At 42.1% G+C, this 24,575-nt stretch carries 24 protein-coding genes; 13 read left to right on the forward strand and 11 right to left on the reverse strand.

What is annotated here, in order from left to right:
* The first annotated feature begins 23 nt into the window (after positions 1-23).
* Both F4W09_RS13725 and F4W09_RS13730 read left to right on the forward strand, forming a co-directional pair.
* Complete coding sequence (locus tag F4W09_RS13725; RefSeq protein WP_151505102.1) at positions 24-683, forward strand: riboflavin synthase; 660 nt, start codon at positions 24-26, stop codon at positions 681-683.
* Positions 684-789: 106 nt separating this feature from the next.
* A complete protein-coding gene (locus F4W09_RS13730; RefSeq protein ID WP_151505103.1) occupies positions 790-1,338 on the forward strand; it encodes a VTT domain-containing protein in 549 nt (182 codons plus the stop codon).
* 59 nt (positions 1,339-1,397) lie between these two features.
* Here F4W09_RS13730 and F4W09_RS13735 read toward each other — a convergent pair whose 3' ends face one another.
* From F4W09_RS13735 to F4W09_RS13750, 4 genes are all read right to left on the reverse strand, one after another.
* The gene (locus F4W09_RS13735; RefSeq protein WP_016168495.1) at positions 1,398-1,616 is read right to left on the reverse strand and encodes a hypothetical protein; all 219 of its coding nucleotides are present in this window, start codon (positions 1,614-1,616) and stop codon (positions 1,398-1,400) included.
* A 130-nt stretch (positions 1,617-1,746) separates the two neighbouring features.
* Positions 1,747-2,382 (reverse strand): cell division protein BlhA, encoded by a 636-nt coding sequence (gene blhA / locus F4W09_RS13740; protein ID WP_016168494.1) that lies wholly within the window; start codon positions 2,380-2,382, stop codon positions 1,747-1,749.
* Between the two features lie 22 nt (positions 2,383-2,404).
* Positions 2,405-2,812: a DNA polymerase III subunit chi gene (locus tag F4W09_RS13745; protein WP_016168493.1), complete on the reverse strand. Its 408-nt coding sequence runs from the start codon at positions 2,810-2,812 to the stop codon at positions 2,405-2,407.
* A complete protein-coding gene (locus F4W09_RS13750; RefSeq protein WP_016168492.1) occupies positions 2,805-4,253 on the reverse strand; it encodes a leucyl aminopeptidase in 1,449 nt (482 codons plus the stop codon). Before F4W09_RS13750 ends, F4W09_RS13745 begins: the two co-directional genes overlap by 8 nt.
* Positions 4,254-4,412: 159 nt before the next feature.
* On the opposite strand from F4W09_RS13750, the gene lptF reads away from it, so the two are divergent.
* From lptF to F4W09_RS13770, 4 genes are all read left to right on the forward strand, one after another.
* Entirely contained in the window at positions 4,413-5,513 is a 1,101-nt protein-coding gene (gene lptF / locus F4W09_RS13755; RefSeq protein WP_016168491.1) for an LPS export ABC transporter permease LptF, read from the forward strand.
* A gap of 1 nt (position 5,514) precedes the next feature.
* A complete protein-coding gene (lptG, locus tag F4W09_RS13760) occupies positions 5,515-6,585 on the forward strand; it encodes an LPS export ABC transporter permease LptG (RefSeq protein ID WP_016168490.1) in 1,071 nt (356 codons plus the stop codon).
* 121 nt (positions 6,586-6,706) lie between these two features.
* Positions 6,707-8,254 (forward strand): 2,3-bisphosphoglycerate-independent phosphoglycerate mutase, encoded by a 1,548-nt coding sequence (gene gpmI / locus F4W09_RS13765; RefSeq protein WP_016168489.1) that lies wholly within the window; start codon positions 6,707-6,709, stop codon positions 8,252-8,254.
* Positions 8,255-8,277: 23 nt separating this feature from the next.
* Complete coding sequence (locus F4W09_RS13770) at positions 8,278-9,444, forward strand: S41 family peptidase (RefSeq protein WP_016168488.1); 1,167 nt, start codon at positions 8,278-8,280, stop codon at positions 9,442-9,444.
* Here F4W09_RS13770 and F4W09_RS13775 read toward each other — a convergent pair whose 3' ends face one another.
* Genes F4W09_RS13775 through gacA form a run of 3 tightly spaced genes read right to left on the reverse strand, consistent with a single transcriptional unit; the run spans position 9,445 to position 13,114 of the window.
* Entirely contained in the window at positions 9,445-10,854 is a 1,410-nt protein-coding gene (locus tag F4W09_RS13775; RefSeq protein ID WP_035302248.1) for a sigma-54-dependent transcriptional regulator, read from the reverse strand.
* 24 nt (positions 10,855-10,878) lie between these two features.
* Positions 10,879-12,438, reverse strand: coding sequence for a sensor histidine kinase (locus F4W09_RS13780; protein ID WP_016168486.1), 1,560 nt, complete (start codon positions 12,436-12,438; stop codon positions 10,879-10,881).
* A 40-nt stretch (positions 12,439-12,478) separates the two neighbouring features.
* The gene (gene gacA, locus F4W09_RS13785; RefSeq protein WP_016168485.1) at positions 12,479-13,114 is read right to left on the reverse strand and encodes a response regulator transcription factor GacA; all 636 of its coding nucleotides are present in this window, start codon (positions 13,112-13,114) and stop codon (positions 12,479-12,481) included.
* Positions 13,115-13,331: 217 nt separating this feature from the next.
* On the opposite strand from gacA, the gene pbpG reads away from it, so the two are divergent.
* The 3 genes from pbpG to F4W09_RS13800 all read left to right on the forward strand — a co-directional run bounded on the left by pbpG (position 13,332) and on the right by F4W09_RS13800 (position 15,968).
* Positions 13,332-14,390, forward strand: coding sequence for a D-alanyl-D-alanine endopeptidase PBP7/8 (gene pbpG, locus F4W09_RS13790; protein ID WP_026441107.1), 1,059 nt, complete (start codon positions 13,332-13,334; stop codon positions 14,388-14,390).
* A gap of 148 nt (positions 14,391-14,538) precedes the next feature.
* Entirely contained in the window at positions 14,539-15,159 is a 621-nt protein-coding gene (locus tag F4W09_RS13795; RefSeq protein ID WP_016168483.1) for a DUF6915 family protein, read from the forward strand.
* 26 nt (positions 15,160-15,185) lie between these two features.
* Positions 15,186-15,968 (forward strand): hypothetical protein, encoded by a 783-nt coding sequence (locus tag F4W09_RS13800; protein WP_151505104.1) that lies wholly within the window; start codon positions 15,186-15,188, stop codon positions 15,966-15,968.
* 62 nt (positions 15,969-16,030) lie between these two features.
* Here F4W09_RS13800 and thrC read toward each other — a convergent pair whose 3' ends face one another.
* The 4 genes from thrC to xerD form a co-directional block, all read right to left on the reverse strand.
* Positions 16,031-17,170 (reverse strand): threonine synthase, encoded by a 1,140-nt coding sequence (gene thrC, locus F4W09_RS13805; RefSeq protein ID WP_016168481.1) that lies wholly within the window; start codon positions 17,168-17,170, stop codon positions 16,031-16,033.
* A 57-nt stretch (positions 17,171-17,227) separates the two neighbouring features.
* Positions 17,228-18,532, reverse strand: coding sequence for a homoserine dehydrogenase (locus tag F4W09_RS13810; RefSeq protein WP_016168480.1), 1,305 nt, complete (start codon positions 18,530-18,532; stop codon positions 17,228-17,230).
* A gap of 124 nt (positions 18,533-18,656) precedes the next feature.
* Entirely contained in the window at positions 18,657-19,472 is an 816-nt protein-coding gene (locus F4W09_RS13815) for a DsbC family protein (RefSeq protein ID WP_016168479.1), read from the reverse strand.
* Between the two features lie 108 nt (positions 19,473-19,580).
* Entirely contained in the window at positions 19,581-20,498 is a 918-nt protein-coding gene (gene xerD, locus F4W09_RS13820) for a site-specific tyrosine recombinase XerD (RefSeq protein WP_016168478.1), read from the reverse strand.
* 172 nt (positions 20,499-20,670) lie between these two features.
* Between xerD and F4W09_RS13825 the strand changes: the two genes are divergently transcribed.
* The 4 genes from F4W09_RS13825 (at position 20,671) to murD (ending at position 24,568) form a co-directional block, all read left to right on the forward strand.
* Positions 20,671-20,934, forward strand: coding sequence for a FeoA family protein (locus F4W09_RS13825; protein ID WP_016168477.1), 264 nt, complete (start codon positions 20,671-20,673; stop codon positions 20,932-20,934).
* Positions 20,931-22,787 carry a ferrous iron transporter B gene (gene feoB / locus F4W09_RS13830; RefSeq protein WP_016168476.1) on the forward strand — a complete coding sequence of 619 codons (1,857 nt, stop codon included), beginning with the start codon at positions 20,931-20,933 and terminating at the stop codon, positions 22,785-22,787. The genes F4W09_RS13825 and feoB overlap by 4 nt, the downstream gene beginning before the upstream one ends.
* 20 nt (positions 22,788-22,807) lie before the next feature.
* Positions 22,808-23,062 carry a DUF6587 family protein gene (locus F4W09_RS13835; protein WP_016168475.1) on the forward strand — a complete coding sequence of 85 codons (255 nt, stop codon included), beginning with the start codon at positions 22,808-22,810 and terminating at the stop codon, positions 23,060-23,062.
* Positions 23,063-23,221: 159 nt separating this feature from the next.
* A complete protein-coding gene (murD, locus tag F4W09_RS13840; RefSeq protein WP_016168474.1) occupies positions 23,222-24,568 on the forward strand; it encodes a UDP-N-acetylmuramoyl-L-alanine--D-glutamate ligase in 1,347 nt (448 codons plus the stop codon).
* Positions 24,569-24,575: the final 7 nt, after the last annotated feature.

A 24,575-nucleotide genomic window follows, 5' to 3' on the forward strand; every position in this document is an offset into this window, starting at 1 on the left:
CAAATTCAAAAAAGAGAAAGATTATGTTTACAGGAATTATTGAAAGCCTTGGTCGAGTCGAAAGCTTGCAAAGTGTGGGTGGTGATGTACGTTTACGTATTCAAACAGATTTGGACATGTCAGATGTTCACTTAGGTGACTCAATTGCAACCAATGGGATTTGCTTAACAGTAATTGAATGGGGCGACAATTGGTACGCCGCAGATGTGTCACGTGAAAGTTTGAATCGAACGACGTTAGGGCAATGGAAAGTAGGACAACCTGTCAATGTAGAAAAAGCCATGTTGCCGACCACACGGTTTGGTGGACATATTGTCAGTGGTCATGTTGATGCTGTCGGTGAGATTACCTTGGTCCGTGAGGATGCGCGTTCACTTTATTTTGAAGTGACGGCACCTGTAGAAATTGCCAAATATTTGGCCGAGAAAGGGTCGGTGACAGTAGATGGTATCAGTTTAACGATTAACCATTTGCGCGGTAATATTATTAGCCTGAACTTAATTCCACATACGGCAGAACGTACCAATATTGGCACGTGGAAAGCGGGTTCGAAAGTGAATTTGGAAGTCGATGTTTTAGCACGTTATATCGAACGTTTATTGCTAGGTGATAAAGCAGCAGAGACTCAAGCACAGTCTAAAATCAGTATGGATTTCTTGGCGGCAAATGGCTTTTTAAAATAAAAATACATATCAGATGCAAAAACAGCCTAAAATAAAGGGCTGTTTTCTTTTTATTCGAGTGAAACAAAGCACGTGATACTTAAATTGATTAGCCTAGATTTATGTAATGCTTGATTTTTTTCTAAATCTAGAACAAATGCTGCCTCTTTTGCTGTCGCAGTATGGAACATGGATTTATGCCATTTTGTTTCTGATTATTTTTGCAGAAACGGGCTTTGTCTTTATGTTTTTTCTGCCTGGCGACAGTTTATTGATCGCCGTAGGTGCTTTATGCTCATCCTCTGCGATTATTCAGCTGCATAGCATGGGAATATTACTCATAATTGCCGCGATATTAGGTTATACCGTAAATTATTATACGGGTAAAAAATTAGGCTTTAAGTATTTACATCGTCATTCACGTTGGATGAAGCCCGAATATCTGAGTAAAACCAACCATTACTTTGTTAAACATGGCGGTAAAACCATTATTCTGGCGCGTTTTATCCCTTTTGTGCGCTCATTTGCCCCTTTTGCGGCGGGTGCAGGAGAGATGAAGTTTTCTAGTTTTATGTGGTACAACACCATCGGAAGTGTAATCTGGATTGGTGTTCTACTCAGTATTGGTTATGGCGCGGGCAATATCTTTTTCGCAACCCTTGAGTTTATCGAGTGACTTGCTCAACAAGTCACTCAACTTTGCAGAGCGAATATTTAAAGATTCATGGTCAATAATTAATGTTTAATAATCGTCACAACGGGTTCAGCATGGTAGCTTGCGTTGAGTCCTTGTGGGGAAATACTGAAATGGCCTTTTTCTGACTCGCGGGAAAGAAAGATCGAAAGTGATTGAAAATCGGTGCGGCTGATCAGTAGTTTTTGAGCAGACACAATCCATTGTTCGCCTGAATCGAGAGCAGCAATGCGGTGAGAAACGTGGTTCAGTAGGTCCATTTTTTCTTCCTAATTTATTGATATGTCAATTTTTGGCGTCAACACTTTAAAGTGTTTATTTTAAAGTGATGACTATATTGTGACATTTATGTGTCATTTTCATGACACCCATCAAATTGAAGTAGAAAAATTAAACGGTTGGTTTTACATCAGAAAAATTAGAATTATGTAATATGTATTCAATTTCTTCTTGCGCTGCGGAACGTAATTTATTACGGAATTTACTCACAGCTTGTTCAATGTGAGCTTCGGCCTCGAGTTCTAAGCGTAAGCGCACAGTTTCTAATTCAGACAAAATTTGTTGATCTGAAACATGCACCATGCCTGGGGCAAAGTTCAGATTTTGGTGACTATCATTGACATGATAGCGTTCGGTATAGCGTAGCGTTTCTTGTTCAATATGCTGGCGCAAGCTGTCTAAAGTATGTGTTTGTTCAGCATATTGACGTTTTTCATCCTCAAATAATTGTTGGGCATATTGTTCAGTTGCAGCCCGCTTATTGGCTAAGGATTGTTCTAAAGCCAATTGACGACGAATTCGTGCTTCTTCTATCAGACGTGCTTTTAAATCTGCATAAGCTTGTTCTATAACCTGCTGTGCTCGTGCTTGAGCTTTCTGATCTGCTGCAAGCCAGAGTTGAGTCTGTGTCTCGGGTTGTAATAAATCACAAATATGATTCAGATCATCCATAAATGTCTGACGTACAGCTTCAGGCGCTTCTAGCCAGCGCTGTTTAAAATCTGGACCGACATTTAATGCCACCATATTTCTCCCTAAGGTTGAACAGTTAAAGCTTGAAAGTTTGAGGTTCAATGCCTAAACGTCGATATTGTTTAAATTTTTCACGACCGAGCTGTTTAGCAGAATCATTATTTTCAATAATTTCTATAATTTGGCTAAATTCATGAAATTGATCAAGTGCCTGATTGTTAAAATTAAACACAATCCAATCATTTTCTGTGGGTAAGCGTGCCGAGATGCAGACATTTGCATGTTCTTGGTCAATACCATGTCCAATAAAGCTGGCTGCATCGAAACTCCATAAGCGTTCATCCAATTGCTGCTGTAATGCAGCATCGGGGCAATAGAGCCAAATCCGTTTGGGTTGACGCAGAATTTTACGACACAAACGGCAAGTACTTTCGACTTGCCGTTCTGGACTTTTTTCAAACAGATAAAAGCTAACTTTAGCCATTCGTATTAACACGGTTGGCTAAGAATTGCATTAACAACGGTACTGGACGGCCTGTTGCACCTTTGCTGCTGCCTGAAAGCCATGCAGTGCCTGCAATATCTAAATGTGCCCAACGGTATTCACGGGTAAAGCGTTGCAAGAAGCATGCAGCGGTTACTGCACCTGCTTTTGGACCACCAATGTTACCAATGTCAGCAAAAGGTGAATCAAGCTGCTCTTGATAATCATCAATCACAGGCATACGCCATACACGGTCAAAGCTGGTCTGACCTGCGGCATTTAATTCAGCAGCGAGTTCATCGTCTGGGGTAAACATGCCTGTTAAGACAGAACCTAAAGCCACCACACATGCACCTGTTAAGGTCGCAATATCAATCACCAATTCAGGGTTAAAACGTTTGATGTAGGTCAGGGTATCACAGAGCACCAAACGGCCTTCAGCATCGGTATTCAAAATTTCAACCGTTTGACCACTCATACTGGTGACAATATCCCCTGGGCGGGTTGCATGACCAGAAGGCATATTTTCTGCGGCGGCAATTGCACCTACCACATGAATTGGTAACTTAGCTTCACATAAAGCACGTAAGGTGCCAAGTACAGAGGCGGCACCACACATATCGAATTTCATTTCGTCCATGCCTAGACCTGGTTTCAGTGAAATGCCACCTGTGTCGAAAGTGATGCCTTTGCCAACCAAAACGATAGGTGCTTGATCTGGCTGACCTTTATATTCGAGAGTAATAATACGACCTGGGCGGTCTGAACCACGGCTGACCGCTAAAAAGGCAAACATGCCCAGATCTGCCATTTCCTGTTCATTAATGATGGTGACTTTGAGTTGTTCTGGGTATTGTTGTGCCAAAGCCAAAGCTTGATCGGCTAAATATTCAGGGAAACAGATATTGCCCGGACGGTTGCCTAAGTCACGTGCATAATCCTGACCCGATTGAATGGCTTGAATCAGGCTTAATTGTGAATTATTTAAAGGACTTTGCGCAGCAATGAGTCCGATTTCATTGAGTAAAAATTCGTTCTTTTTCGATTTAAACTCATCATAACCATAAGCCGCTTGGGTCAGGCTTAAGGCAAATAAATAATGCAAGGCTTCAGGCAAAGCATTCAGATCAACTTGAATCTGCTGATATTTTTTTTGTGAAGATTTGATAATAGTTTGTGCAATTTTTGCTAATTTTGCAGGTTGCAAATCTTCAACTTTGTCGAGTCCAATCAGAGTGGCATGGGCAAATTCAGGAATCTTTGCCAAGAGTGGTAAAGTTTCGTTGAATCCAGCTTTAAATTGCGTAGCTTGTGCAATTTGCTCTAAGTCATTGATTTGATATGTTGATGCGATCTGAGCAAGCTGAGTATTGTCGGCTAAAATGAATAAAGCCTGATTGTTAGCGGGAGCGGGTAGAGCGGTATTCAAGCTGAGTTTCATAGGGGGTCTTCACGCCTTTGAGGGTTTTAAGTCATTCAGCCATTGAAACATTTTTATGGTTCGAGTTTCAATGCAGAAGCAGGGGAATAGGTTTTATATTTTTAACATTCGGGTAAACTAACGGTAGTTTTTACTCTTTTTGAAATTGGAAGAATCAATTTGATTATTCGGCGTTATTTAGTCAAGCAAGTGGTGTCTAATTCATTGGTTGTGATTGGCTTGTTGACCTTAATCATGATGGGTGGCCGATTAATCAAGTATTTCGGCGTAGCTGCTCAAGGTCGTTTAGATGCAGGCATTTTATTCAGCATCATCGGTTATCGTTTGCCTGAGTTTTTAACGCTGATTTTTCCCTTGGGTTTCTTCATTGGTCTCATGCTGGTGTTTGGTCGTTTATATGTCGACCATGAAATGGCTGTGCTAAATGGCAGTGGCGTTAGTAGACATCAATTGGCACGTATGCTTATTCCCTTGACCTTGGTGTTTATGCTGTTACAGGGTGTGTTAATGCTGTGGATGTCGCCTTGGGGCTTACGTCAATTTGAACAGCTCACCACCAGTCAGGCAGTTCGTACAGGTTTTGATTTGGTGCGCCCGAAAGAATTCATTTCTTCAGGCCCTTATACTATCTACGCTGGCGATTTATCAGAAGATCGGCGAAATCTAAAAGATATTTTCTTTTATCAGCGTGCAGAAAAAGAAGGTAAGCCTGATGTCATGATTTTGGCCAAAGAGGCAACACGGGTTGAAGTCGCGAATGACACTGCCAATGTGGTCGATTTGGTACAAGGTCGTCGTTATGAAATTTATCCAGGTCAGCCAAAATATACCCAAGCCGAATTTCAAAGTTATCGCTTACGTTTAGAAAATGATAAAGAAGCTAAATTCGAAAGCTCAGAAGTTGAGGCCTTAACCACGGGTAAGTTATGGCAAAACCGTAATGATCCAATTGTGGCCAGCGAGTTGGGTTGGCGGATGTTCGTTCCACTGGTCATGATTGTAGCATTAGGATTAGCCGTAGCTTTATCTGAAGTGAGTCCACGTCAGGGACGTTATTTAAAACTATTTCCTGCACTGTTAATTTTTGCCAGTTTAATTGTCGCGATGATGGCGATTAAAACGCGTGTCAGCAAACAGGAAATTGGAATTTGGGCCTACCCATTGGTGCTTTTTGTCTATGCAATGGCAGCCGCGATTTTCTCGCGTAAGCAAAAACTAGCTCCAAAAATTAAGAAGCAGATTCAGCGAGTGAGGTCTTAAAATGTTTGCACGTCGTATTGTCGCGAAACATGTGACTAAGACCACAGCCTATGCCATGTTGGGGGCGACAGCGGTCTTGTCGGTATTACAGATTCTATTTACCTATTTAGGCGAATTGAGTGAACTGAACGATACCTATACTGCTTGGCAGGCGCTGATTTATGTCTTATGGGGCGCACCGCGGTACTTGTATGAGATTTTGCCGATTGCTGCTTTAATTGGGGCGGTATTAGGCTTGGGAACAATGGCATCCAACAGTGAATTGATTGTGATGCGTTCCATCGGGATTAGCCTGTGGCGTATTGTCGGCTGGGTGATTCGTTCGGCTTTAATTTTAGTGATTTTATCCTTCGTCTTAAGTGAGTGGGTGATTCCTTATACCAATGAACAGGCCAAGAGTGTGAAAAGTCACCGTAGCGTTGCGGCGTTAGGTGAGGTCAAAGGCTATTGGACTCGAGAAGGGCAGCGCTTTATTTATATTGATTATGCCAACTCACAAGGTCAATTGCGGAATATTCAAGTGGTTGATTTTGACCAAGAATATCGTTTGAATAGCGTACTGAATGCTGAACAGGGACAATTTGTTCAGGATGGTCGTTGGAATTTGCAAGATACCGAACAAATGGCAATTCAGGATGCGGGCAATGCAATCAAACGTGATGCAGCGCAACAACCTTTGGCTTTGGCATTGCAACCGAAATATGTCCACATGGTGACCATTGATCCTGAAGATTTATCACCAAGCCAACTGGTGAGTTTTATGCGGTATATGCATGAATATAGCCAAGTCCCAAAAACCTATCAGTTGGCATTCTGGCAAAAAGTCGGTTCGCCATTTGCTTTAATTGCACTGGTTTTAATCGCCTGTTCTTTTATTTTCGGACCTTTGCGCCAACAATCCATGGGTTTCCGTTTGGTGATTGCCTTATTTATTGGCTTAGGATTCTTCTATTTACAAGATTTTCTGGGTTATGCCAGTTTGGTCTATAGTCCATCGCCCGCTTGGTTCGTCTTTGTCCCGATTGTCATTATGTTTGTGGTTGGTGGTTATTTATTGCGCCGTGCTCGCTAGGAATTTGTACAGATTGACGAAAACAATCTGTACAAGTGAGTTTAAGCCTGTTGCATACATGGAGTCTTGCACGAAAATTCGGTAAGATATAGCGACCAATTTATAGACAAGAGTGTAAATCATGACGGATGCAATTGCTGGCAAAGTCCCCCACGTATTGGTAATTATGGATGGTATTGGACACCGTGAAGCGGTTAAAGATAATGCCTTCCTTGCAGCACAACGACCAAACTTGACTGCTATGCAACAAAAACATCCGCATGGATTAATCTCTGGTTCTGGTGAAGACGTTGGCTTGCCAGATGGACAAATGGGTAACTCTGAAGTCGGTCATATGAATTTGGGTGCTGGTCGTGTGTTGTATCAGGACTTTACTCGAATTACCAAAGATATTCGTACAGGCGCTTTCTTTGAACAGCAAGTTTTGATTGATGCGGTTGAAAAAGCCAAAGCCGCTCAAGGTGCAGTCCATATTATGGGTTTGCTCTCAGAAGGTGGTGTACATTCACACGAAGACCATATTGTCGCGATGGCAGAGCTTGCACTGAAACGTGGTGCGAAGGTGTATTTACACGCCTTCTTAGATGGTCGTGACACACCACCAAAAAGTGCACAACCTTCATTAGAAAAACTCGATGCTTTATTTGCGCAATATCCAAATCAAGGACGTATTGCCACCCTGATTGGTCGTTACTATGCCATGGACCGTGACAATCGCTGGGATCGCGTGGAACAAGCTTATCGTTTATTGACAGAAGGTGAGGCAGTTCGTACAGCAGCAACGGCAGTTGAAGGCTTAGAGCAAGCATATGCAGCCGATGAATCTGATGAATTTGTCAAAGCAACCCGCATTGGTGATGTGGCTAAAGTTCAAGACGGTGACAGCATTGTCTTTATGAACTTCCGTGCTGACCGTGCGCGTGAAATTACCAAAGCTTTTGTAGAGCAAGATTTTGCTGGCTTCGAACGTAAAGTTGTGCCGAACTTGTCGATGTTCGTCATGTTGACACGTTATCAAGCAACTATTGATGCTCCTGTGGCTTATATGCCTGAGGCATTGCATAATTCATTGGGTGAATACCTTTCGACTTTGGGTAAAACACAGTTGCGTATTGCGGAAACTGAGAAATACGCGCATGTGACGTTCTTCTTTAGTGGTGGCCGTGAAGATGAATATCCAGGTGAAAAACGTATCCTAATTCCATCACCGAATGTGGCAACCTATGATTTAAAACCAGAAATGAGCGCTTATGAAGTGACTGATGAGTTGGTCGCGGCGATTAATTCGGGTGAATATGATCTGTTGGTGGTGAACTATGCCAATGGTGACATGGTCGGACATACAGGTGTATTCCAAGCAGCAGTGAAAGCTGTAGAAGCTGTGGATACCTGTTTAGGTCGTGTCTACGATGCAGTTATGGCTAAAAAAGGCCATATGTTGATTACTGCCGATCACGGTAATGTAGAGCAAATGCAGGACTACGTGAGTGGTCAAGTGCATACTCAACATACAACGGAATTGGTGCCGTTTATTTATGTGGGGCCAACGCAAGCTACAATCGCGGAAGGTGGTGTATTGGCTGACGTAGCGCCAACCTTGTTAAACTTGATGCACTTACCCGTTCCAGCAGAAATGCAAGGTCGTAACCTTATTACCCTACAAGCCTAATTTGGCTTTTTATAGGTGAATCAATGACACAACACTTGAAATGTGCTATTTCCTTAACAGCGGTATTCATGTGTTGTGGACCTGCAATTGGGGCAGTGAATGAGACTGACACTGCTCCAGATTTTGATGAAGTCGAACAAAGTTATCCCGAAGTCCCTGTTGAATCGATTCAGCAGTTTGTCCAGATTTATGGCATTGTCAAAGACAATTACGTCGATAATAAAAATGATGAACAACTTTTCCAACAAGCCATTCAAGGTTTGGTGAGTGGTTTAGATCGCTATTCTCGTTATTTATCACCCGAAGATTATAAGCAGTTGGTGCAATATACCGATGGTGACTTGGCTTCAGTCGATTTTAATTTAAATTACGACAATCAGCGACAATGGACGATTCAAGGACTCAAGCCAGAAGCCGATGCCTATAAGCAAGGCTTGCGTAATGGCGTTTCCGTTTTCAAAATTGATGATCAAGAATTAAGAAAGTTGAACCGTGAACAGGTCAATGCGTTGTTGTATGGTTCGATTGGCTCGACTTTGAGTGTGCAATTGGGGCAGACCACCAAGCCAATTAGCTTGGTTCGGACCAAGAAAATTGAAACAGACATTGAGGCACAACTGCTACATAACCAAGTGCTACTGCTTAAAGTTCGGGTATTCCAACAAGATACCGCCAATGAAATTAAGCGTTTAATTGAAGAAAATAATCCATCTCGTCTTAAGGCCGTGCTGATTGATTTGCGAAATAACCCTGGTGGTTTATTGTCCGCAGCAGTGGAAACAGCAGACCTATTTTTAAATCAGGGCATTATTGTCACTACCAAAAGCCGTTCTGAAGGTAATCAGCAATTTCAAGCTCTACCAAGCTCAGAGTTTCAGAATCTTAAAGTCGGTATATTAATTAATACTCGTTCGGCATCAGCGGCAGAAGTTTTTACGGCTGCGATGAAAGAGCATCGTCGTGCTTGGGTGGTTGGAGAAAAAAGTTATGGTAAAGGTGTGGTGCAGAAACTGTTCCCATTGTCGAATGGCGCTGCACTACAAATGACGGTATCGCATTATTACACCCCATCAGGCAAAATGATTGAAGGGGTTGGCATTCAGCCTGATCAGCTATATCCCTTGCAACATGATATGAAAGAAGAGACTTATCTAGAGCATGTTGCAGAGATTGTTGCGAATCGCCGTTAATTATTCATCTGTATCCAGTCCAAACTTTTTCAGGCGATAACGCAAAGAACGGAAGGACATCCCTAGTTTTTTGGCCGCTAAAGTACGATTCCAATGGGTAATATTCAATGCATTGAGCAGAATCTCTTTTTCAATATTTTCTAGATAAAGTTCCAAACCTTCATCAGGCAGTTTCCGTGGCGCGAGCGTTAATTCTGAAGGTGCTGTCAACATTTGGTCAATTGATAATACTGGGGTGTTGACGCTACGGCGGAACGGGGCACTTTGTAAATGCTGTACATCAATATAGTCATCATCACTTAAAGTAATGGCCCGCTCGATAATATTACGCAGTTCACGAACATTGCCTGGATAGTACTGTGCCAGTAAGAATTCTTTGCCACGTGTAGTTAATGCTTTGACTTCAATTTCCCATTCACGGCAGACTTTCTGAATAAAATGCTGCGCGAGAATTAAAATATCCTGACCACGCTCGCGTAAAGGGGGGAGAACCAGATCCATCACATGGATGCGGAAAAACAGGTCTTGTCGGAATTTACCCTGTTGCACCAGTGATTCTAAGTCTTGATGGCTGGCACTGATCACTCGAAAATCGACATCAATTTCAGTATCTGAGCCAATTGGACGAATGGCTTTTTCCTGAACTGCACGGAGTAATTTGACCTGCATATTCAGTGGTAGTTCGGCAATTTCATCTAGAAATAAACTTCCGCCATGTGCCGATTGAATCAAACCTTGTTTGTCTTGAGTTGCACCTGTAAAGCTGCCTTTTTTGTGTCCAAACAACTCGCTTTCGAGTAGGTCAGAAGGAATCGCACCACAGTTAATGGCAATAAAAGGGCCTTCGTTGCGATTACTGAGGCGATGTACCAAGTTTGCAACAACTTCTTTGCCTGTACCAGATTCACCTGTAATAAACACGGGAGCTTGTGAGCGAGCGATCTTTTTTAAAGTCACGCGGAGTTGTTCGATAGGTGCAGACTGACCAATCAACATTCGTTGTTCAAGTGCATCTTCACTAGAAGCTTGTGGCTGTACAGGATTGTTCAGAGCCTTTTGCAAGAGTTGCTCAAGATGAGTTTGTTTAATCGGTTTACTGACAAAGTCAAAAGCTCCCGCTTTGAGTGCGGCAATCGCAATATCCATATTGCCGTAGGCTGTCAGCACTGCGACAGGTAACTGCGGATATTGTTGAGAAATTTCTTCAACCAATTCCAAGCCACTTCCGTCAGGAAGATTTAAATCGGTAAAACAGACATCATAATGATGTTCAGACAACATTTTTTTGGCCTGTGCTATACGATAAGCTACATGCGTTTCGATCCCCATACGGCTGAGCATCATTTGCATCAGCGTACATAGGTCTTCTTCGTCATCTACAAATAAAACGAGTGGTTGTTGCGCCACTATAACACCCCAGTAAAAATTGAATTATTAAGTCAGCTGTCGGCATTGAATGCGAAAGCAAGCTCCCTGTTGTTGTTCTACATAGCTTAAGAGGGCTTGATTGGCCTCACAAAAGCTATGTGATAGATATAATCCTAAACCTGTTCCTGTAATTGCAGTACTAAAGAACGGTTGAAACAGGTGGGCTTGATCCTGAATCGCCACGCCTTCCCCAAAATCACACACATCAATGTGAATGTTTTTATCCTGCGTATAGCAGTGGAGTTCTATTGTACTGCGTTCAGGTGAATTATGTCGGATTGCATTGCGAATTAAATTAATTAATACCTGTCTAAATTGTGCCTCATCAAAATTTAAGCTGAGTTGAGGAGCAATGTGACATAAGATTTTGGTTTTAAGATCTGGTAGATCTTCCTGAATAAAAAGAGGAATAAAATGATCAAGCTGAATGGTAATGGGTTGAGTGGCTTGATTACGCACCATACTTAAGGTGTCTTGCACAATTTTATCAATGCGTTTGGTCTGCTTGCTAATCATTTGGCTCAGCGTTTGCTGCTGATCAATCGTACTATGTGGCAAGAGTTCATTGGCCTGAACAATAGCGGCTAATGGATTACGAATTTCATGTGCAATACTGGCTGAGAGTTGTCCCAGAGCAGCCAATTTTAATTGTTGTACCTGCTGATTCATTTTCTGCCCATCTTGAATCACCAAAAGTGTCAGTACCTGCTGTGGTACAATCAGTTTCTGCACTTCAATATGCAAATGGTAGCGGCTAAGCTGAGATTCAAACTGAAATTTCTCTCCGTTTTGTACCTGATCAAAGTTCAGTAACTCAAACAAATCAGGTTGTAATTTATACAGTGGATATTTATCAAAGGCATAAAATGGCGCAATGCCCAATAAAGCACAGGCGGCAGGGTTACTTAAAACAATATGGCAGTTTTCATCTAAGACCAGATAGCCTGTTTCAATTTGCTCTAAGATATAGCGATTAATATTTTGCAGGCGTTTTAATTCCTGCGATTGGGAAAAGTTGACATGATCGAGCAGCTGAAAACGTCGAACTGCAATTTGCCCACAAGCATAAAAGACAAAAAATAAAACCGCCAAGATGACACTATTACCCAAATTATGAAACGAGTGTTGGGTTAGAAAGCTGATCAAGAATTGTTGATAGATAACAGCAATCACCGCAATGAGGGTAATAATTAAGGCTTTTTGTGTCTTGAGGAGTAATGAAGCGGCAAAAATGGTGGTTAAGAACAGAATACTGATACTTAAACTTGGACCATTGGTGGCGATGGTGAGTAGGCTTAAGGCAATAACATCGACAATAAAAATGAATGCAAACTGCTGCGGAATATGCTGTTTAAAATGTTTGAGATTAAAAAACTGTACGCAGTTAATGAAAAAATAACCCCAGAGTACATAAAAATACAGTTGAGGAAATTCGTAGTTGTTTGCTAGTTCATCTTGGGTCAGAATAAAAATCAGGACCAGACAACTGGTGATTAATAAGCGGTAAGCGGCATACCACAGCCCAAAAAAGTATTGATTTAATTCGAAATATTGGGAATGTTGCATGCTGCAAACCGATTATGATATTGAAAGTTATAGTTTTATTTTAAGGTTTGATGAGACCGTAACGAATCGCTAGATGTGTGAGTTTTACATCGCTATCGATATTTAGTTTTTCAAAAATACGGTAACGATAGGTATTGACTGTTTTTACACTCACGAAAAGTTTATCTGCAATTTCTTGCGCGCTAATACAGTTTACCACCATCATGGCGACTTGCATTTCACGCTCAGACAGAGCGTCAAACGGTGATTGTTGCGTGTCGGATAAATAAGAGCTTGCGAGTTGCTCTGCAATATCGGCGCTGAAGTATTTGCCACCTTGCATGACTTTATTAATGGCACGAACCATTTCACTGACAGGAGCACCTTTGGTGATATAGCCTTTAGCACCAGCTTTAAGGAGTAAAGAAGGATAAGGTTCTTCGGCTAGACCGCTCACGGCCAAAACTTTGGTCTCAGGCGCAGTTTGTAACAAACGGCGAGTAGTTTCTACGCCACCAATGCCAGGCATATTAACATCGAGTAAGACAACGTTGGGGTGATGTTGGCGAACGAGATTAATAGCTTCTTCACCAGATTCCGCCTGACCAATCACTTGTACATCAGCATGATCTTCTAGCATACGGCAAATACCAGTACGGACTAATTCATGGTCATCCACCACTAAAACTGTAATCACCGATTTCTCCCTCTGGCTAAAAAAATTACATCATTTTTGTTACATAAAGCAAAATAAGCTTGCAATGAAACGACAAAATTAGCAATCCTATTCTTATTCCGAAATTAAAAGTTTTGCACAATAGCGCGAACAGAAAATTCCCGTTGCTGTGTAAATGTAAGGCATATTTGAGGTAATACGCAAATGTATCTTACCTCCCTGAGTTGAGTAAACGATTGTGAAAAATTCTAAGAAGTCATTCATGCATGTGTTGAGTATGTCTATTCTACTCAGCCTGAGTTCAACCAGCTTTGCTGAACTCGTCATTAATCCTTCCTCGGGGAGTGTTGGTCAGGCTTCAATGAACTGGTCTTCAGAGGAAGCGAGTCAATTATTAAATAGTGATGTTTCTTCACTTGCTGAGGAAGTGTCTCCGCAAGGATCAACCAAAGTCACCACGACGGTTCGCAGCTCAAAAGGGGTACCAACCTATTCTGCGCCGAAAACGGTTCATATTATTGATACCTCTGCGGGTTATAGTAGTCAACCTTCTGTAAGTGCCCGTGCAGCGCTGGTCATGGATGCACAAACAGGTGAGGTGCTTTATAGTAAAAATACCAATGCTGCATTACCAATTGCTTCAATTACTAAATTAATGACAGCAGTTGTTATTGCTGATGCACGTTTAGACATGTCTGAGGAAATTACCTTACAGTCGGTCGATTTTGCAGGAGCAGGTGGTAAAAATTCGAGTTCAACGCTACGTGCAGGGGATAGCATGAACCGTGCAGAAGCGTTGCTTTTTGCTTTAATGAAATCGGAAAATCCAGCGGCAGCAGCGTTAGCGCGAACGTATCCAGGAGGACGTAGTGCTTTCATTGCGGCAATGAATGCCAAAGCGCGTGCATTGGGCATGAATTCAACCCATTATGTTGAATCTACAGGACTTGATCCACACAATGTCGCATCAGCACGTGATTTGGGAATTTTGGTGAGTACTGCATCGCAATATGGTTTAATTCGTCAATTTTCAACCACGGCAAGTTACGATTTTAACTTGGGGTATCGAGTATTAAAATCAAACAATACCAATGCTTTAGTGCGTAACGGTGGTTGGAATATCAACCTGTCCAAAACAGGTTATATCAATGAGGCAGGGCGTTGTGTCGTGATGCATACCACCTTGAATTCTCGTCCAGCAGTTGTGGTGATTTTAGGCGCAAGTACATCTCAAAGTCGAACTGAAGATGCGACCCGTTTAATGACGTGGGCAAGTCAGTTACCAAAACGAATTTAATTTCTATCTTATAAAACTCTTCTTAATGAAGAGTTTTTTTATGCCTATGAACTGCGACACAGCTTGTCTTAAAGATGAGTTTTTGACTATTTTTTGTGTGTAGAATACGTATGATAGCGAAATAACAAGATCATGACTGAGTCTGACTATGAATGCGATGCAACATGCTCGAATTTCAGCGAAACGTTGGGGAGGCGAGCCAGAAGATTATTATGAATTACATGCATTTATTGATAGTACCAAAAGCTTGTGCAGTGATGCTCGACATCGAATTTTACATACCCTGTGGGGAATAAATTCAGTTGTGATCCCGATATTTGGTCATAGTGTTCAGAACAGTGCTGGCAAATCGATTGATATAAAAGACCTATGTGAACGTGATCATTTATTGGTAGATTATCAGCAGCGCTTTATTCCTACTTTAAGTGACTTTGTTCACGCCATTGATACAAGCCGATTACCTCAAAATTTAGAACGACATTTAGAACAATTACATCAAGTCTACGCCCAAAACCCAATTGCATCCCAATTAATGCTTTCACCTTTGGCACAAACAGGGAAGTTGCATTCTTTACTTTTTACCCATAACAGTTGGTTTATTTACGATATTTTACCGCGAATAGGCGTATTACCGAATTTACAGAATATTGTCTATAGTCCAGATGACATCTTCCACGCGATGCACTTTGAACTGTGGATGGATAATGGCATGGCAATTCCGCAAAGTGCGCAAGCATTACATCAAAGAAAACAACAAAGCTTCGTTTAAGCGTAGCTAAAAATCAGGAGATGGCTATGACCACCTACGTTATTCGTGCAAAATACTTCGGCTATAACGATGAAGTTTTTTATGTTGCAGGCAATCGTATTAGCAATGTTTTTCAAGATCAGGCTGAAGCCGAAGCGGCTTATCAGAAGCTGGAGGTTGAGGGTGCACGAGATTTTGCGCTATACGAAGTAGAATCTTTATTTGATGCAGATGAAGCCACGTTAAAAAAATTGGATGAATTTGTTTTTTCACGTTGTGGTGAGCACATTTACCAAGATGGAGAGATTTCTCGAGATGTGCTACCAAGCAGTTTGAGTGATGCTGATACTTTTAGCTTTGTACAAATGGCTGAAATGCAAAAATTTCAATTGGTTCATTTTGATCATGAAGTGAAGTTTTATGGTTTGTGGTCGACCAAGAAACAGCAATGGCTTGAAGAGCATGACGAGTTTTTTGCAGGGCTCATTTATGCTGAAAGCCCAGAATTACTCAAGGATAAAATTGAATCTATCTTTAAGGATTACGATTATTCAGATATTGAATTAGAAGGTTCATTGGAGTCCTTATCGGATCAGCCTATTTTGTTAAAAGCACTCATTCGGACAGATTATGCTTTAAGCTATGATGAAGATAAACAAATTTTAAATATTGGCCTGTGGCAGAATGAAGCTTTATATGCAGTGAATGCATTGCTCAAACAACCTTTATTTGAGGTTAAGCAAATTGAGTTAGAAGAAATTCAGCGTTTGGAAAAAGAACTCGCAAAAATGCATAGTTATGATGAAGATTATGAATATGATGAAGAATAATCTTTGACATGAAATAAAAAAACCAGTTGCTCGCAACTGGTTTTTTTAGTGCAAGTGGAAACTTACATATTTGAAAGAATCGAATCTTTTACTTGGCTCATTGTTGCATCAATTGACAACATAACTGCATCAGCACATTGTTTGATGGCTGTATCTGGGTCTTTTAGACCATTACCCGTTACTGTACATACAATGACTGAACCTTCAGCAATTTTACCCGCTTTAATATCACGAATTGCACCACCGATAGAAGCAGCAGAAGCAGGCTCTACAAATACGCCCTCATACATAGAAAGCAAACGTTGTGCTTCTAGAATTTCAGCATCTTGTAGCTCATCGAACCAGCCTTTAGAGTCACGTACTACAGCTTTCGCATGGTTCCAGCTTTGTGGGTTACCAATACGAATTGCGGTTGCAACTGTTTCAGGATGTTCAACTGGCGCACCACGCAAGAATGGAGCAGCCCCCGCAGCTTGATAACCCACCATGGTTGGTAGGCCTTCAGGTTTTGGACCTGTGAATTGATCTGTGGCAGCATCATAAACGACCTGTTCAAACTGATCAGCAGGTTGGTTTGCTACGGCTTCGGTATAACCCATCCAGTGTGCAGTAATGTTGCCCGCGTTACCTACAGGTAAGCAGTGATAGTCTGGCGCACGGCCTAAAGCTTCAACGATTTCGTAAGCAATAGTTTTTTGACCTTGTAAACGATACGGGTTGATTGAGTTAACAATCGTCACAGGTGCTTGATCCGCAACTTCTTTCACTAGGCGCATACCATCGTCAAAGTTTCCGCGAATTTGCATGGTGATTGCACCATACATCATTGCTTGCGCCATTTTACCCATGGCAATTTTGCCTTCAGGAATTAACACAAATGCTTTAATGCCAGCACGCGCTGCATAGGCAGCCGCCGCAGCAGAAGTATTACCTGTAGATGCACAGATAATTGCTTTTGAACCGTCTTCAACCGCTTTGGTCACAGCCATAGTCATGCCGCGGTCTTTGAATGAGCCTGTCGGGTTCAAGCCTTCGTACTTCACATAAATTTCAACATCTTTACCAATAATACGTGGAATATTCTCCAACTTAATGAGCGGGGTATTACCTTCGCCTAAAGAGATTCCACGAGTAGTAGCAGACACTGGTAAACGGTCACGATAACGGTCAACTAAACCAGTATAACGATTGGCATTCGACATGATGATGTTCCAATTATGGGTAGAGCTTGGCAAGGGGGAATCGCCCCCTTGACCCGATTAATTATCAAGCGATTCTAAACGAATTCGCACAATTTCGCCATGAATAGCTGGCAAGGCTTGGATTTGCTTTAATGCTTCATCCATCTTCGATTCAACCACTGGATCGGTCAGAATCACGATTGGAATCAGGTCTTTTAAGCGTGATTGCTGCATGATGGCATCAATGCTGATACCTGCACGACTTAAAATGGTGGTGACGTCAGCGAGCACACCAGTTTGATCTTCGGCATTCAAACGAATGTAGTATCCTGTGGTCATTTCTTCACGGCTTAAGATTGGCATATCGGTTAATGCTTCAAATGCCAATTGAGGAATAGTTCCTGCACCATCTTCGGTATAGGAAATATCGCGAACGATATCTACTACATCGGCAACAACAGCAGACGCTGTTGGACCTGCACCTGCACCCGCACCGTAATACAAGGTTGGACCTACGGCATTGGCTTGAACCAGAACGGCATTTTTTACACCATTCACATTGGCAATCAGTTCTTCGGCTGGAATAAGGGTCGGATGAACGCGTAGTTCAATGCCTTTTTCTGCACGACGTGCAATCCCCAAATGTTTGATGCGGAAACCGAGTTCTTCAGCATATTTGACATCTTGTGCTGTGACTTTACTGATGCCTTCGGTATAGACCTTGTCAAACTGTAAAGGAATACCAAATGCACAAGAAGCTAAAATAGTCAATTTATGTGCAGCATCAATCCCTTCAACGTCGAAGGTTGGATCAGCTTCTGCATAACCTAATTCTTGCGCTTCTTGTAATACATCTTCAAAGGCACGACCTTTGTCACGCATTTCAGTCAGGATGAAGTTGCCTGTACCGTTAATGATGCCTGCCAACCAATCAATTTTATTGGCAGCCAAACCTTCACGAATAACTTTGATAATTGGAATACCGCCTGCAACGGCAGCTTCATAGGCGATTTGTACGGCATTGTCTTCTGCCGCTTTAAATAATTCATTGCCATGTTCAGCCAATAAAGCCTTGTTGGCGGTTACGACTTGTTTGCCATGCTTGATGGCTTCCATGATGACTTCATAGGCAGGATGAATCCCGCCCATAACCTCTACAACAACATCGACATCGGGTTGACGTACGATGTCCATCAGGTCTGCACTTTGTTTTACAGAAGCTGGAAGATCAAGGTCTGGACGCGGACGACGAGTACCGACATGGGTAATTTCAATTCCTCGACCGGTGCGACGTTTAATTTCAGCAGCGTTTTCTTTTAGTAGTTTAAGGGCACCACCACCCACAGTTCCAAGACCGAGGATTGCCAGACGAACTGGTTTCACGTCACACTCCATTTATTTCTTCAATTTTACGCGAATCTAGATCATAGCTAAAAAAACGCTCAGACTCTAGGGTGGAGAGAAGATAATCTCCACCTATAACTAATAGTAAAATAACAAATAAAAATTAGTTATTTAAGCGCTGCTCTAATTCTTCAGGGCTGAGGTATCCGCCTAAATAAACACCTTCAGTATTATAGATCGCAGGTGTACCATTCACGCCCATATTCAGGCCCAGTTGATATTGATCGCGGACAGGGTTTTTACAGGTAGCAGCAGGTAATTGAGCACCTGCAATCGCTTGGTCAAATGCCGCACGACGATCTGCACTACACCATACGCTTTCCATGGCAGGCATAAACTGTTCGCCACGTGGCCAAGCAATGTAACGAACTTCGATACCCTTAGCGGTAATTTCAGGAATATGTTCGTGCAATTTGTGGCAATACGGGCAGCTTGCATCGGTAAACACATAAACCACATGTTTCGTTTTACCTTGCGCTGGATAAACCAAGAGATCTTCTGTTTTTAAGTTGGCTAAATGCTTTTTATTGGCTGCAGCTTGCAAGTTCTCACTGACATTATGTAGCTTTTTATCACCTAAGCGAATGACATCGCCTTGAATTAAGAATTTACCGTCACTGGTGGCATAGACTGAACTCATGCCTTCCAAGTTCACCCAATACAGATTAGGGACTTCGGTGGGTTTGATATCAATAATTTTGGCCTGAATACCCGCAGTTTTAAAATGTTGCTCTAAAGTTTTAATCAGGCGTTGTTGTGCATTGCGTTCAGAGAGATTTGATGCTTCTCCAGTGGCAGGTGCACTCGCTGTGAGCGTATTTTGCTTTTTGTCATCATTATTTGAATTTGAACATGCCGTGAGAGCTAAACTGCCTGCCAAGGTACATGCAATAAATAATTTTGTGCGGGTAAATGACATATAAAACCCTTTCTTTTAGGTATAAAAACAGGAAGCTAGCATAACAAAAAAATCTTTGTAGCGTGGTATTTCTTGGTGTGGACTCTGTGAGCGTATTTAATTTATGGTCTAGGCTCGTGGATGGAACTCGGCATGTAGTTGCTGCATACGAACTTGTGCCACATGAGTATAAATTTGTGTGGTCGATAAATCACTATGTCCCAATAATACTTGTACCACACGTAAATCCGCACCATGGTTGAGTAAATGGGTGGCAAATGCATGACGCATGGTATGCGGTGAAAGTTCTGCTTGAATGCCAGCCTGTAGGGCATAGCGCTTAATGGCATACCAGAAATTTTGCCGACTCATAATCCCACCTTGTTGGGTGAGGAACACATAGTCAGTTGCCGATTTATACAGACTTGGTCGGGCTTGTGCCAGATAGCGTTCAATCCATTCAGAAGCCACTTGTCCTAAAGGCACCAAACGTTCTTTGTTGCCTTTACCGACAATCCGTAGATAACCTTGTTTTAAATTGATCAGTTCTAAACGTAAATTTAACAATTCTGATACACGTAAGCCACAGGCGTATAAGACTTCAAACATAGCACGGTCGCGTAAGCCCAATGCAGTACTGGTATCTGGTGCAAGAATTAGGGCTTCTACGTCTTGTTCTGAAAGATCTTTAGGTAAGGCACGTCCAATTTTCGGGGTGCGATGACTAGCAACAGGGTTGTCACTTCGTAGTTTTTGTTCTCTTAAAAATTTAAAAAAAGAACGTAGGGCTGAAAGGCAACGGGCGATAGAACGCGGGCTTTTTCCTTGTTGAGTGAGGCTCAGCAATACATCTGCAATGTCTTCACTTTGCCAATCAATCAAGGCTTTGTTGTGGCATTCGCTGCATTGAATCAGGTCGGAAAGATAGGCATTGCGTGTATGGGGGCTAACGGTTTGTGCAATTAAATAGTCACGGAAACCCTGAAGAAAGCTGAGTTTTTCTGGAATTTGGATAGGTGTAGGTATTCTAGGTTTTTTATTTAACATTCGTGCTTAGAATTCAGGAAACCGATTTAGATTGTTTATCTTAACTAATTTTACAACATTTTTCTGAGTGGACCTTGTGGTATAAAGTGAATGCGAATAGGAATCTAACCTTATTTGGTAATTATTCTCATTTGCGTGTATACTACAGTAAAATATTTTAGGGTTTAGTGCGGTGCTTTTATCTGATTTGAAAGTCAAGCAAACGGCCATCATCCGGAATGTTAAACGTCATGTGGATGGCGATGCAGTTCAGACTGACCTGATAGCAAGTCGTTTAGAGACTTTAGGTTTTGTGCCTGGTACTTCCGTTCAGGTGGTGACAAAAGGTATTTTTGGTGGCGATCCGATTTTAATTCAGGTTGGATTTACCCGTTTCGCACTAAGAAAAGTTGAAGCTGCAAAAATTGAAGTTGAAATGGAAGGAGCACCTGCATGAGTGATGCGTTGCGTATTGCCCTTGTCGGGAATCCTAACTGTGGTAAAACCTCATTATTTAACCATTTAACAGGAACTCGTCAAAAGGTCGCGAACTATGCGGGCGTGACGGTTGAACGTAAAATGGGTCAGTTCTCTTTACCTTCAGGGAAAGCCGTTCGAGTCTTGGACTTGCCTGGAACTTACAGCTTAGATGCAACTAGCCCCGACGAAGCCATCACCCGTGATGTAGTACAAGGTAAAATTGTAGAAGAAGGGCATCAGGATGCATTTTTATGTGTGGTAGATGCCACCAACTTAAAACTGCATTTAGGTCTAGTTCTAGAAATGATTGAATTGGGCCGTCCAATTCTACTAGTTCTAAACATGATGGATGAAGCACGCCGTCGTGGCATGCAGATCAATACCCAGAAATTGTCTGAACGTTTGGGGATTCCTGTTGCTGAAACCGTTGCGGTGCGTAATGCAGGCATCGAAAACTTATTGAATGCTTTAGATCAGGCCAAATATGCCGTACCTCATACAGAATTGAGTGGTCTAAAAGGTTCACATCACCAAAAAATCGCCACAATTTTGCATGACGTCGTTCAGTATGCGGACCAAGAAGATAAACGTTCTGATTTCCTTGATCGTATTTTTTTACATCCCGTACTTGGCTTAGTCACACTTGCGGTGATGATGTTTGTGGTTTTCCAAGCGGTTTTTGCTTGGGCCGCTCCGTTTATGGATGGGATTGAAAGTTTATTTGGCTGGCTAGGTGAAGTGATTGGGGCATCCATCTCGCAACCTTTATTGCATAGTTTAGTGGTTGACGGAATTATTGCGGGTGCTGGCGGTGTTGTAGTGTTTTTGCCTCAGATTATTATTCTGTTCTTCTTTATTTTGGTCTTGGAAGAATCGGGCTATCTACCGCGTGCTGCATTTTTACTGGATAAATTAATGTTTAAAGCAGGCTTGAGTGGACGTGCATTTATTCCATTGCTGTCTAGCTTTGCCTGTGCGGTTCCTGGAATTATGGCAACCCGTAGTATCAGTGACCCACGTGATCGTTTAACCACAATTTTTGTGGCCCCACTAATGACCTGTTCGGCACGTCTACCTGTATATGCTTTATTAATTGCGGCATTTATTCCTGCGCAAACCGTGTGGGGAATTTTTAATTTGCAAGGCTTGGTGCTATTTGCTTTGTATATGGCAGGCATTTTCAGTGCGTTAATTGTTTCATTTGTATTGAAATTTTTCCAAAAAGATAAATCGCAACATGCGTTGCTGATGGAGCTGCCAAGTTACCGTTTTCCTGACCTAAAAAGTGTCGGTATTGGTTTGTTGGATCGTACCAAAATCTTTATGAAACGTGTTGGTGGCATTATTTTCGCGCTTTCTATTTTGCTGTGGTTCTTGTGTACTTTCCCTCAGCCGCCTGCGGGCGCAACTCTGCCGGATATCGATTATTCCTTCGCAGGAATGTTGGGGCATATCATGCAGCCTATCTTTGCCCCCTTGGGTTTTAACTGGCAGATTTGTATTGCCTTGATTCCAGCTATGGCGGCACGTGAGGTTGTCGTTGCGGCTTTGGGCACAGTCTATGCTTTATCTGCGGTGGATGATGATGCTATGTCGCAAGGATTGGCGGCAATCATTGGTGGTAATAGTGACTTAGGGTGGTCTTTGGCAACAGGTTTGTCTTTATTGGTCTGGTTTGTTTATGCGCCACATTGTTTAGCGACTTTAGCAACTGTACGTCGTGAAACAGGTTCATGGAAAACCGTGAGCTTTATGACCGCGTATTTATTTGGTTTAGCGTATTTGATGTCATTCCTGACTTTTCAAATTGCGTCGCACTATTTAGGTTAATCTGCAAGGAGACTCTGAACATGGTTGAAATTCTGATTGTTGCAGCCTTGGTGCTGTGGAGTACACTGGTAGTGTTTAAGAAAGTGTTTCCGAAAACGTCCAATAAAACCTTTGGCGTATTGGCAGAATTTACGCAAAAGCAGGGTTGGAACACGCTATCTAAATGGCTGAAGCCTGTGCCTGTTGCAGGTTGTGGTGGCGGTTGTGGCTGTAGCCAAGAGGATGCACCCAACGCGAATAAAACTGCTGAGATTCAAGCAGTGAAGTGGAAATAATCCATTTTGCTTAATTCACAAAAAAGCCGTCAAATTTGACGGCTTTTTTACGCGCTGACACAAAAAAACAGAGAGAAAGTCAAAACAGAAAAAGCATTCAAAACAGCAAAGTGCTAACATTTTGTCAGTTTTACCAATCAACCAAAACATGGGGCAAAAATGTTAATACAGCGTGGTGGATTAAAAGTCGTTGCAGGACTTGGAATTTCAGGTATTGCAGCAGTAAATTTCTTACATGAGAAGGGCTACCGCGTTGCAGTAACAGATTCACGAGCAACTCCGCCAGGGCATGATCAAATTCCTGCCGAGGTACAAACCAGTTTTGGTCAATTAGATCGAGAACTTTTATTACAAGCTGAAGAAATTATTGTCAGTCCAGGTTTGGATTTGAAATTACCCGAATTACAAGCTGCGATTGCACATCAAATTCCAGTTGTCAGCGAAATTCAGGTATTACGCCGTGCCACGGACAAACCGATTGTGGCAATTACAGGTTCAAATGCAAAAAGTACCGTGACCACGTTATTTGGTCTCATGGCTCAAGAAGCAGGTAAGAAAGTTGCTGTAGGTGGTAATTTAGGACGACCAGCGTTGGATTTAACCAAGGATGATCCAGAACTGTATATTCTTGAATTATCGAGCTTTCAGCTTGAAACGACTTCGAACTTGAATGCTGAGGTTGCAGTAGTCTTGAATATGAGTGAAGACCATTTAGACCGTCATGGCGATATGTGGGGCTATCACCAAGCCAAACACCGTATTTTCCAAGGTGTGAAAAAAGTGGTGTACAACCGTGATGATTCGTTAACTCGTCCTTTGGTACCCGATGTGACGCCATTGCAAAGTTTTGGCTTAAATGCACCAGATCTGAATCAATACGGCATTTTAAAAGATGATGATGGTACCATCTGGTTGGCACGTGGTCGTGAGCGTTTATTGAGAAGTTCGGACATGTACATTCAAGGTACGCACAATGTCGCAAATGCCTTAGCATGTTTGGCTTTAGGTGAGGCGATTGGCTTACCACTTGAGTCGATGTTGAATACTTTGAAGCATTTTAAAGGTTTAGAACATCGCTGTGAATTTGTGAAAGAGGTGAGCCAAGTCCGATATTATAATGATTCTAAAGGCACCAATATTGGTGCAACTTTGGCTGCAATTGATGGATTAGGAGCTTCGATTGAAGCTCAGCAAGGTAAAGTAGCGATTATCTTGGGTGGACAAGGGAAAGGACAAGATTTTACTGCTTTGAAAGATTCACTGGCAAAATACGCTAAACTTGCGGTGTTGATTGGTGAAGATGCTAACCTGATCGAACACGCGATTGCAGGAACTACGACTATCTTGCATGCTGCAACATTAAAAGAAGCAGTAGCATTGTGCCAAGCACATACCCAGCCACATGATGTGGTGCTATTGTCTCCAGCATGTGCAAGTTTTGATATGTTTAAAAGTTATGGTGATCGTGGTCATCAGTTTGTCGATTGTGTGAATGCTCTAACTTAAAAGAATG

Origin of the sequence: Acinetobacter tandoii (genome assembly GCF_008867985.1) — a bacterium.
In the GTDB taxonomy this organism is placed as follows: domain Bacteria; phylum Pseudomonadota; class Gammaproteobacteria; order Pseudomonadales; family Moraxellaceae; genus Acinetobacter; species Acinetobacter tandoii.

Bases quoted from the DNA above. Each gene is read 5' to 3' on its own strand.
- F4W09_RS13725 (WP_151505102.1), top strand. From the start codon at position 24: ATGTTTACAGGAATTATTGAAAGCCTTGGTCGAGTCGAAAGCTTGCAA.
- F4W09_RS13730 (WP_151505103.1), top strand. From the start codon at position 790: ATGCTTGATTTTTTTCTAAATCTAGAACAAATGCTGCCTCTTTTGCTG.
- F4W09_RS13735 (WP_016168495.1), bottom strand. From the start codon at position 1,616: ATGGACCTACTGAACCACGTTTCTCACCGCATTGCTGCTCTCGATTCA.
- blhA (WP_016168494.1), bottom strand. From the start codon at position 2,382: ATGGTGGCATTAAATGTCGGTCCAGATTTTAAACAGCGCTGGCTAGAA.
- F4W09_RS13745 (WP_016168493.1), bottom strand. From the start codon at position 2,812: ATGGCTAAAGTTAGCTTTTATCTGTTTGAAAAAAGTCCAGAACGGCAA.
- F4W09_RS13750 (WP_016168492.1), bottom strand. From the start codon at position 4,253: ATGAAACTCAGCTTGAATACCGCTCTACCCGCTCCCGCTAACAATCAG.
- lptG (WP_016168490.1), top strand. From the start codon at position 5,515: ATGTTTGCACGTCGTATTGTCGCGAAACATGTGACTAAGACCACAGCC.
- gpmI (WP_016168489.1), top strand. From the start codon at position 6,707: ATGACGGATGCAATTGCTGGCAAAGTCCCCCACGTATTGGTAATTATG.
- F4W09_RS13770 (WP_016168488.1), top strand. From the start codon at position 8,278: ATGACACAACACTTGAAATGTGCTATTTCCTTAACAGCGGTATTCATG.
- F4W09_RS13780 (WP_016168486.1), bottom strand. From the start codon at position 12,438: ATGCAACATTCCCAATATTTCGAATTAAATCAATACTTTTTTGGGCTG.
- F4W09_RS13795 (WP_016168483.1), top strand. From the start codon at position 14,539: ATGAATGCGATGCAACATGCTCGAATTTCAGCGAAACGTTGGGGAGGC.
- F4W09_RS13800 (WP_151505104.1), top strand. From the start codon at position 15,186: ATGACCACCTACGTTATTCGTGCAAAATACTTCGGCTATAACGATGAA.
- thrC (WP_016168481.1), bottom strand. From the start codon at position 17,170: ATGTCGAATGCCAATCGTTATACTGGTTTAGTTGACCGTTATCGTGAC.
- F4W09_RS13815 (WP_016168479.1), bottom strand. From the start codon at position 19,472: ATGTCATTTACCCGCACAAAATTATTTATTGCATGTACCTTGGCAGGC.
- xerD (WP_016168478.1), bottom strand. From the start codon at position 20,498: ATGTTAAATAAAAAACCTAGAATACCTACACCTATCCAAATTCCAGAA.
- feoB (WP_016168476.1), top strand. From the start codon at position 20,931: ATGAGTGATGCGTTGCGTATTGCCCTTGTCGGGAATCCTAACTGTGGT.
- F4W09_RS13835 (WP_016168475.1), top strand. From the start codon at position 22,808: ATGGTTGAAATTCTGATTGTTGCAGCCTTGGTGCTGTGGAGTACACTG.
- murD (WP_016168474.1), top strand. From the start codon at position 23,222: ATGTTAATACAGCGTGGTGGATTAAAAGTCGTTGCAGGACTTGGAATT.